The following is a 10,025-nucleotide window of genomic DNA, read 5'->3' on the forward strand; positions in this document are numbered from 1 at the left end:
TCAGCCAGAACGGAGGGCTGTCGGTGAGGCCGAGCTGGTCGTGCAGCACGTGGTTCACCAGGCCGTTGTCCCGCTGGAACATGAACGCCCAGGTGATGACGGCGGCGTAGACGGGCAGCGCGTACGGGACGAGGAAGAGCGTGCGCAGGATGCCCCGGCCGCGGAAGGTCTCCTGCATGAAGATCGCTGCGGCCGCTCCGAGCAGCCAGCACAGGCCGACCGAGAGGACGGTGAACAGGCAGGTGATGAGGAAGGACTTCAGCAGCGCCTCGCCGATGGGGGCGTCGAAGTCGACTGCCAGGGAGTAGTTGTCGAGACCGGCCCAGGGCGCGGTGCCCCAGTCACGGATGTAGAACTGGGTCAGCTCCTTGAAGCTGACGACGATGCCGATCACCATCGGCACCAGGTGGACCAGCAGTTCGAGCAGCAGCGCGGGGAACAGCAGCAGGTACGGCAGTCCGATGCGGCGCAGCCGCCCGGGGCGGCGCCTGCGCGGTGCCGCTCCGGGGTCGTTCTTGCGTGCCGTCCGCTCGCCTGTGCTCAGGGCAGCGGTGGTGGTCATGGCGGTGTCCGTGCTCACTTCTTGGGCATCTGCTGCTGGGCCTTCTCGAGCTTGGCCCGCACCGACTCGGTGGTCACCGGCCGGCCGGCGGCGGCGTCGGCGAAGAGTTCCTTGACGGCGGTGCCGACGACGGTCTCGAACTGCGACTCCTCGGGGACCTGCGGCAGCGCGGTGGCACTGGTCGCCAGGGTCTCGCGCAGGACGGCGAGTGCCGGGGTGTTGAAGGCCGGGTCCTGCTGGGCGGCCTTGACCGGCGGGATGGAGCCGTACGCCTTGTTCAGGACGATCTGCTCCTCGTCGCTGGTCATGAACTTGACGAACTTCTTGGCGCCGTCGATGTTCTTGGTGTTCTTGAAGACGGCTATGTTGATGCCGGCGACCATGGAGTTGGTGGCCTTGCCCGGGCCGGGCTCGCCGGACTGCACGGGGGCGGGCGCGACGCCCCACTCGTCCTCGTTCATGCCCTGCGACGTGAAGGTGGCCGACGCGGTCTGCCACAGCACCATGGCCGTCTTGTCCTTGGCGAAGTCGCTCAGGGACTGGTTCTGCGCGTACTCGGCGTTGCCCGGCGCGATGATCTTGTCCTTGGCCATCAGGTCGACGTACTGCTTCACCGCCGCCACGGCGCCGTCGGAGGTGAAGTCGGCCTTGCCGTCGGGAGTGAAGAAGTCCGCGCCGTGCTGCTTGGCGAGGACGAAGACCTGGTGGATGTTGTTCGACAGGTTGGAGCCCTCGGCACCGAGTCCCCACTTGCCGTTCCCGGAAAGCCTCTTGCCGGTCTCGGCCAGCTCCTCCCAGGTCGCCGGCGGCTTCTCGATGCCGGCGTCGGCGAACATCTTCTTGTTGTAGTAGAGCGCGTAGGCCATCGAGTACAGCGGCACGGCGGCCGGGTCCTGGCCCTGGACGCCGGTGGAGCCGAGCGCGGACTCCACGAAGCGGTCCTTGCCGCCGATCGCCTGGAAGTTCTTCGCGTCCCAGGGCAGCAGGGCCCCGCTGGACTGGAGCGAGGCGCTCCAGGTGTTGCCGATGTTCAGGACGTCCGGACCCTGACCGGAGGTGGTGGCGGTGAGGATGCGGTTGAGGAGGTCCCCCCAGGGCACCACCTCGAGCTTCACCTTGATGCCCGTCCGCTTCTCGAACTTGTCGAGTTCCGGCTGGAGGACCTTCTTGTCCGCCTCCAGGTTCGCGCCCTGGTTGGAGGCCCAGTAGGTGAGGGTCTTCGGCCGCTCGTTGGAGCCCTCCGTGCCGGAAGAGCCCCCGCCGCAGGCGGCCGCGGTGAGAACGAGCGAGAGGGTGACGGCGCCGACGGCTGCGGCTCTGATTCTGCGCATGACTTCAGGGGCCCTTCCGGGAAGGTGACGGACTTCGTCTGCGGGGAGGGTGCGGCACGAGTGGCGTCCCGCGTTCGGGCCTGAGGCACCCCGCCGCTTAATTCACGGTGTGAGTTAAACCTCAAGTGAAGGTCGCGTCAAGGCCTCTGTCCCCTGTAAGTTGCGTGCAGGACAGCGAGAACGAGGGGGCAGGGTGAAGATGCGCGGCGGGCGTACGGTGCGTGACCTGCGGCGGGAGAACCGCACCGCGGTGTTGCAACGGTTGTATTTCGACGGGCCCCTGAGCCGCTTCTCGCTCGGCCCGGTCACCGGGCTGAGCTCGGGCTCGGTGAGCAATGTGGTGTCCGAACTGGTCGCCGAGGGCCTGGTCGAGGAGGCCGGCAGCGTGGACTCGGCCGGCGGCCGCCCCCGTACGCTCCTGCGCATCAGCGCGCACAGCGGTTACCTGATCGGCGTGGACGTCGGTGAGACGCGTGTGCGGATCGAGCTCTTCGACCTGGCCCTCACCGAACTCGCCCGGATGGAGCGGCCGTTGGCGACCGAGAGTCTGCGGCGTGTCGATCGCTACGACGTCGGTGTCGTGGTCGGTCACCTCCGCGAAGGCATCCCCGAGGTCCTGAGCCAGGCCGGTGTCCCGGCGGAGCGGCTGCTGGGCGTCGGTATCGGTGTGCCGGGCATCGTCGCCGAGAGCGCGGAGGACGGCGCCGTGGTGCACGGCCAGACCATCGGCTGGGACGCCGTCCCGCTGGAGCGGCTGCTGCGGGAGTCCCGGCTGCTGCCCGAGTCCGTGCCGTACTACATCGACAACGGCGCCAAGACGCTCGGCCAGGCGGAGATGTGGTTCGGCGCCGGGCGGGGCACGCAGAACGCGGTGGTGGTCCTCTTCGGCTCCGGTGTCGGCGCCTGCGTCGTCACCGACGACATGCGGTCCGCGGTGGCCCTGGAGTGGGGACATCTGACCGTACGGGTTCGGGGCAGGCGATGCCGCTGCGGCGCGCAGGGCTGCCTGGAGGCGTACGCCGGCGCGGAGGCGCTCCTGGAGCGGTGGGCGGAGGCGGGCGGGCAGCCGCCGGCCGGCGTGGACGAGGAGACCGCGCTGACCGCGATGCTCGCCGCCGCGTACCCCGCCCCCGACACCGGGGGAACGACTCCGCCGGCCGACGCGACCGCTCTGGCCGTCCTGGAGGAGACCGCCGAGTACCTCGGCGCCGGCTTCTCCGACCTGATCAACCTGTTCCGGCCCGAACGTATCCTCGTGGGCGGCTGGGCCGGTCTCCAGCTCGGCCGGCGCTTCCTCGACACGGTGCGGGCGTACGCCGCTTCGTACTCGCTGAAGTACCCCGCCGCGCGCGTCGAGATCGACCTGGGCACCCTCGGACCGGACGCCGTCACCGTAGGAGCCGCGATCCTGCCGCTCGCCGACTTCTTCGCCCGCGGTGGCCGCCGCGCCGAGGCGGACCCGGAGCAGCAGGGCCCCGTGTGGCAGACCAGCCTGCGCGAACGGGCGGCGCAGTGAGGGACCTCAGCCGGTGAACGCCCGCCGCTCCCCCGTCACCTCTCCTTCTCACCACCAGGCGCGCTCCTCCGCCGCCCAGTGACGCAGCGCACCGTCCCGCCCCTCTCTCGCAGCTGCTGTGTCGTGGCCCTGGCCCGGTGGCCGCCGGGCAGGGCAGAGGGCCCGACCGCCCTCGTGCGTGCTGCGGGGACGGCCGGGCCCGGGGAATGGGGTCGGTCAGGGCAGCCGGTGGTCCGCGTTCAGGACCGCGCCCCGCTCCGGGTGGTTCTGGTCGTAGCCGCGCGTGTCGCACTGGAGGCCGCCCACGATGCAGTGGTCGACCAGCGCCTTGAGGGTCCGCTCCTCCCAGGCGTTGAAGAAGTCGTAGTGGAAGGAGTACCCGCGGCCGCCGGCCAGCCGGACCTGGCTCATGTCGCCGTTGACCGGCCAGGCCATCTTGAACTCGATCATCGGCAGGGCGACCGGGTGGGAGGCCGGGCACATGTTGTCGTTGGTGCCGGGTTTGACGACCGGGTAGGCCATGTGGCTCTTGTGGTCGGGGGTGTCGAGGTACTTGCCGTCCCAGCAACTGGGGGCCTGGAAACGGATGTTGAGCTGGACGTCGGGCCGGCTCGGGCAGCTCGCCGGGAAGTCGACGTTGAAGAAGCTGTCACCGCATTCCCAGCCCTCGACGAAGCCCTTGTGGCTGCGGAACTCCTGGGCGCTCTGCAGGGGGTCGCCGACGACGAACCGCAGTCCCTTGGGGAAGGGCCGCACGCTGGTGTAGTCGGTGACACCGGCCTTGTAGTAGATGACCTGCGGGCCGACGGGGAGGATCTTCTCGTCCCCGTTGTACAGGGACGGCATCCAGTACGCGGAGCCGTCGGCGGGTGCGAGACACTCGGTGTCGCCGCCGTAGAGCGAGTCGGTGGTGCTGTGCGCGTCGGTCGAGGTGTTGCCCAGGAAGGTGTGGTCGTGGGACTTGCCCGGCTGCCCCGGGTACACGATCGGGTCGTCCGGCGCGGTGTGCGTGACAGCGCAGTTGGCCTGGAACTCCTTGTGGTAGCGCGGCGGCGGAGTGTGCGTGGACGGTGTGACGCCGGTGACCGGGGGGACGGCCGGTATGTAGCCGTCCCCGTCGGGGTCGTCACCGGACGCCCGGGTCGACACGGCCGTGGTGTGCCCGGTGTGGCCGCCGGCCGGGGTGGCACTTTCCGGGTCGGCCGCGGTGGCGACCGTGCCGAGACCGAGGACCGTTGCGACGAGGGCGCTGCCGAGCAGGAGCGCGGGGAGTTGTTTCGAGCGCCATCTCATGGAAGGCCTCCAGCCCGTGGGGAGTAATGACCCGGCAGGGGGCTGAGCGCTGCCCCCTGCCGGGGGTACGGCGTGGTGCGTCAGCTGTAGATGCCGAACTCGTGGAGCGAGTAGCCCCAGCCCGTCCCCCTCGCCGTCAGGTGGAGACGGACGTGCCGTGCGGTCGCCGCGACGTCGATGGTGTCGATGTCGCCGTTGCCGGTCGTCGTGGAGTGGACCGTGCGCCAGGTGTTTCCGTCATCGGACACCTGGACCTCGTAGGACTTCGCGTAGGCCGGGTCCCAGACCAGCTGGAGCTTGCGGACGGCGGTGGCGGCACCGAGGTCGACGCGGATCCACTGGGGGTCGCTCCAGTCGCTGGCCCAGCGGGTGTCGGTCTTGCCGTCCGTGGCCTTGGCAGGCTCACAGGGGCAGTCGCCGTACGACTCCTGGAAGGAGGAGGCGGTGGTCGGCTTGTTCAGGGCCACGTTGGTGCCGGTGACCGGCGGGGCGACGACCTTGACCGACTTGGTCTCGATGCCGGCGTTTCCGCGTCCGTCCTCGGCCTGGATGTACACCTTCCACACGCCCGGCTTCTCGGGCGCCGTCACGGCGAAGGTGCCGTTGCCGGTGGAGCGCCACTCGGCCTCGACCAGGCGCTTGTCGCCGTTGGCGTAGTTGCCGCTGAGGAAGACCCTGTACGTGATCGGATCGCCGTCGGGATCGCGTGCACCGGCACGCACGGTGAACTCACCGCCCGCAGGGGCCGAGGAGGCGGGGCTGACGGTCATGTCGGTGATGACGGGCGGGGTGTTGTCACCGCCGGCCGACCCGGTGTAGGCCTTCTTGACAGAGTAGTACGACAGTCTCTTCAGCCCGTCGGGCAGGAGGTTGAACCAGACGCCGCCGAAGTCGTGTTCGACGCCGTAGTGGAAAAGAGTGGCGCCGAGCGCGACACCCCGGTGGCCGGTGGTGCAGTTCCACGCCTGGGTGTAGCCGTCCGCCTTCTGCACGTCGGTCGGCTCGTCGGGGACGCCGTTGGCGTCGTCCGGCACCTCCCACTCGCCGGCCGGTCCGCCCTCGGTGATGATGTACGGCTTGGTGTAGCCGCCCTCCTCCCAGTCCTCCTGGACGTTGCAGATGTCGCCGTAGGAGTTCATCGAGTACAGGTCGAGGTCGGGCGCGTTGCGCTTGTAGTACGGCCAGGCACCGGTCCACGCGTCGGTCGAGGTGACCGGGTGGTCCGGGTCGATCGAGTGGATCTTCTTGGCGACGTCGTTGACGAAGGAGGTGTAGGCGTTGCGCTGCCGCTCCAGTTCGTCACCGCTGTAGCAGTTCTGCAGGCCGAGCACCGACTCGTTGCCGACGTTCCACATCAGCGTGGCGGGGTGCGACTTGTAGGCCTCCACCCACTTCGAGAACTCCGTCAGCATGGTGTTCTTGTACGTGGTGTCGGTGACGTAGTTGACGCAGCCGCCGCTGCCCGGGCCGCCGCCCGGCTGGAGCCAGAAGCCGTTGATCACGCGGATGCCGTTGGCCGCCGCCGAGTCCAGCAGCGGCTTGGTGCCGCCGTCGGTGCCCCAGGTGCGGATCGTGTTGACGCCCATCGACTTCACGTCCGGCATGTACCGGGGTGCGTCGGCGATGGCCGGGCCCCAGGTCAGGCCCTTGACGGTGTACGGCTGCCCGCCGACGGTGAGCTGCCAGTTCCCCTGGGATCCGGTCACCTGGACCGCGCCTCCCGTGGGGGGCGGGGTGGTGCCGTCCGTGTTCCCGTGGACCTGGAACTCCCAGAGGGAGTAGCCGTAGCCCCCGGACCGTTCCGTTCCCAGCATGCGGACGTAGCGGCCGGAGCCCGTCAGGGCGAGATCGTCCGTGCCGCCGTCGCCGCCCGTCACGGTCCTCAGGGTCCGCCAGTCGGTGCCGTTGTCGGACGCCTGGATCCGGTAGCTCTTGCCGTACGCGGCTTCCCAGGTCAGGACGGCGCGGCTGAGGTTCGCGCTCCGGCCGAGATCGACCTGGAGCCACTGCGGGTCGCTCCACTGACTGGACCAGCGGGTGCCGGTGAGATCGCCGTCGACGGCCGCCGACGCGGCGTACGCGTCGCCCTCCTGCGACGAGGCGGTGGCGGGCTTGCCCTGCGACAGCAGGGTGTCGGCCGCCCGGGCGGGCGAGGCGGCGAGGGTGAACGATGACGCCACCAGCGCGCCGAGAGCCAGTGCGGAGAGGCCGGCGCGGCGGCGGGTCAGGAGGGGTGGTGAGGGGGGTCTGGACACATCTGCTCCTGGCAGGTCGGAGTGCCGGGTGGGGAGCGCTCACCAGGGGGTCCCCGGTCCCGTCCGGCGCGTGGCCGCGGCGTGCCGCCCGGTGCGGAACGGCACGGTCGCATCAAGGCGTTGCAGAGGTACCGCCCCGGGCGCCCGGTCCGGGCACCGGGCCGCGGAGCCCCTCCGGGCCGGGGCGCGGGGATGTCACCCGGACCGGAGGGGAGTCGGTGCCGGCCGCTGCCGGATCATCCGGCGGACGGCGGACGGCGGACGGAGGGTCAGGGGAAGGACACGAGGGTGGACGGCACGGTCGAGGTTCCCGCTGGGACCGTGGACGCTCCGGTGTCGTTGATGACGTGGTTGTAGTGGCCCATGCCGCCGAGGGACACCACCAGCAGGCTGTGGAACTTGATTCCCGGCTTGACCGGGGTCTTGAAGCCGTGGTGCTGGCGGATGGACGGGTCCACGTTGTAGTTGCAGTAGCTGCCCAGGCCCCATGCCTCGTGGGTGTCGACGGAGTCGTCGACACGGTAGGCGGCGTAGCCCTGGGTGTCGCCGTTCTGGATGGCGGCCTGGTCGGGCGCGTCGTACGCCTTCTCGTTCTGGTAGAAGATCGTCCGGCCGCGCTCGCCGTACCACTCGACGTCGTACTTGTTGAAGTGCTCGACGAACAGCCCGGTGGCCAGGACGTCGTCGCCGTTGACGCGGACGCCGTAGTCGGCCCGGTTGGTCTCCCAGCCGACGCCCTCGCCGTGGTCGGCCCGCCACACCCAGGTGTGGTCGATGATCGTGTCGTCGCTGTTGACGACCATGCTGGTGGTGGCCCTGCCCGCGCCCGCGCCGCCGATGCGGATGTAGACGTCCTGGACGGTGGTGGGGTTGTCGGCGTGGTCGGCGGAGGCTCCCTGCGGACCGACCTCCAGCAGCGTCCGGGAGTTGACGGGGCCGGCGTCGATGAGGAACCCGGCCAGGCGCACGCCGTCGACGTCGGCGACCTTCATCGCGGTCACCCCGTTGTCGGGGATGATCGTGGCCAGGCCCAGACCCAGGACGATGGTGTTCGCCCGGTCGACGTTGATGGTCTGGTCGACGTGGTAGACGCCCGGGGTGAACAGCAGGTGCAGGCCTTGGCCGAGTGCCTGGTTGATGGTGGCGGCGGTGGCGCCGGGCTTGACGACGTAGAACCGACTCAGGGGAATCGACTCGCCCTGCGGGGTGCCGCTCGCCCAGGTGGTGCCGCGGGCGTTGGTGCGCTTGGCCGGCGCGAAGACCTTGTACTCGTTGCCGTCCAGGTAGAGGAACGGCTTCTCACGGGAGACGGGGGTGGTGTTCAGGGTCGTGTAGCGGGGCTCGGGGAAGCTGCTCGCCGGGGCGCCCTCGACGCCCGAGAAGACCTGGTTCCACACGGAGTTGGACCAGCCGCCGATGGCGCTGTCCCGGGTGTACCACTGCTGCTGCGAGTAGTTGCCGACCTGGCCGTCGATCTTCGAGTCGGCGATGTAGCCGCCGCTGGCCCAGCCGTAGCCGTTCGGCGCGAGGTTGAGGCCGCCCTTGACATGCATCCGGCGGAACGACGCCGCCTGGGAGACCGCCCACCGGTTGGTCCCGTTGACCGGCTTCACGGCGAGGTTCTCCGCGCCGCGCCAGAAGTTCTGGGTGGCGTTGCCGTTGAACCAGCCGGCGTCGACGGTGATGTCACCGTTGATCGTCGTGTCGTCGGGGCGCAGGCCGAGGCCCGCGATCTGGGTGTAGAAGCCGATCTGGGCGTTGAGGTTGTCGTACGTGCCCGGCTTGAACAGGAACGCGTGCCGGCCGCTGCCGAACTGCGCGGACTCCTGCCGGCGGAACACCTCGTCCAGCTTGGCCTGGATGCCCGGCGTCGACGGGTCGAAGACATGCACGTTCGGGCCCAGGTCACCGCCGCCGGGCAGGGTCGGACCGCCGTCACCGGTGGTGCCGAACACCTTGAACTCCCACAGCGAATACCCGTACCCGGTCGCCCGGGTCGTCCCCAGCATCCGGACGTAACGGGCCTTCCCGGAGACGTTCAGCGTCTCCGTGCCGCCGGCTCCCGTGGCGGTCGAGTACGCGGTCGACCAGTCGGTGCCGTTCTCGGACGTCTCGATGCGGTACGCCTTGGCGTACGCGGCCTCCCAGCGCAGCTCGACCTGACTGACCGTGGCCGTCGCGCCGAGGTCGACGCGGATCCACTGCGGATCGGAGGCGGCGCTGGACCACCGCGTGCCGTTGTCACCGTCGACGGCTGCGGTCGCCGGTGTGCCGTAGTGCTCCTGGCTGGAGGCGGTGACCGGCTTGCCCTGGGACAGCAACACGGGCGCGGCCTCGGCCTCCTGAGCGGGAGCGAAGGTGAGAAGGGCGGCGGCGAGAGCGGTGACCACCGTGCCGACGACACCGCGGCGCACGGATCTGCGGGGTGGGGGTGGTGCCACTGACGGTATGCCAACTCTGGGCATGTGGGGGCTCCTTGCGAACGAGAGACAGGGGAGAGCGCTCTCGGGAACCTTGCCCGCAGCGAGACGGGGCGGTCAAGGATCTGTCATCACTTATCTTTCATCTTTCATTAAGCAGCAGTTGAGTGTCCTGCGGCGAATGCGAGGGGGGCCGGCTGCCGGTCGGCACCTTGCCGTCCGCGGCGCGGCGTGCCGCGGACGGGATCGGCGCATCACCGCCCGACCACCGTGGGCCCGCATGACCGGTACCGAGATCGAGATCACCGCGGAGCCGGTCCGGGATCCGCTGCGCGACCAGCGTCCCGACCTGGGCTCAGAACCGCCTCGATAAGGCCGGCCTGACGCCCCGTCCTGTTTATTGCCCTCTTTTCTCAAGGTGAACGTAAACCATTGACATCCCTCTTCCGCGGCAGCAGGCTCACCCTCCAGGGAGCGCTCTCTCACCTTCTCGTTCCACCCCATCGCTTCGAGGAGCCGCTGTGAGTCCGATGCGCCGCCGCCTGGGCCTGCTCATGGCCCTCGCGGTCATCCTGCTGTCGTTCGCCGGCATACCGGGCCCCCCGTCCGCCCACGCCGCCGACGCTCTGCTCTCTCGGGACAGACCGG

Annotated in this window: 6 protein-coding genes; 1 reads left to right on the forward strand and 5 read right to left on the reverse strand. The window is 69.8% G+C overall.

The genetic code is table 11. The features are described 5' to 3' along the window. Both RIM90_RS09910 and RIM90_RS09915 read right to left on the reverse strand, forming a co-directional pair. Positions 1-562 (reverse strand): carbohydrate ABC transporter permease (locus RIM90_RS09910; RefSeq protein ID WP_375165421.1); only part of this gene is annotated, 562 nt, incomplete at its 3' end. Positions 563-576: 14 nt separating this feature from the next. Next, complete coding sequence (locus RIM90_RS09915; protein WP_309060237.1) at positions 577-1,893, reverse strand: sugar ABC transporter substrate-binding protein; 1,317 nt, start codon at positions 1,891-1,893, stop codon at positions 577-579. A gap of 193 nt (positions 1,894-2,086) precedes the next feature. On the opposite strand from RIM90_RS09915, the gene RIM90_RS09920 reads away from it, so the two are divergent. Continuing rightward, the gene (locus tag RIM90_RS09920; protein WP_309060238.1) at positions 2,087-3,409 is read left to right on the forward strand and encodes an ROK family protein; all 1,323 of its coding nucleotides are present in this window, start codon (positions 2,087-2,089) and stop codon (positions 3,407-3,409) included. A gap of 216 nt (positions 3,410-3,625) precedes the next feature. On the opposite strand, the gene RIM90_RS09925 is transcribed toward RIM90_RS09920, so the two are convergent. The 3 genes from RIM90_RS09925 to RIM90_RS09935 form a co-directional block, all read right to left on the reverse strand. Then, positions 3,626-4,702, reverse strand: a complete 1,077-nt coding sequence (locus tag RIM90_RS09925) for a DUF1996 domain-containing protein (RefSeq protein ID WP_309060239.1) — start codon at positions 4,700-4,702, stop codon at positions 3,626-3,628. Positions 4,703-4,782: 80 nt separating this feature from the next. Continuing rightward, positions 4,783-6,957, reverse strand: coding sequence for a discoidin domain-containing protein (locus tag RIM90_RS09930; RefSeq protein WP_309060240.1), 2,175 nt, complete (start codon positions 6,955-6,957; stop codon positions 4,783-4,785). A 269-nt stretch (positions 6,958-7,226) separates the two neighbouring features. Then, positions 7,227-9,422, reverse strand: coding sequence for a discoidin domain-containing protein (locus RIM90_RS09935; RefSeq protein ID WP_309060241.1), 2,196 nt, complete (start codon positions 9,420-9,422; stop codon positions 7,227-7,229). Between the last annotated feature and the right edge of the window lie 603 nt (positions 9,423-10,025).

Origin of the sequence: Streptomyces sp., from assembly GCF_031181555.1 — a bacterium.
Lineage (GTDB): Bacteria > Actinomycetota > Actinomycetes > Streptomycetales > Streptomycetaceae > Streptomyces > Streptomyces fimbriatus.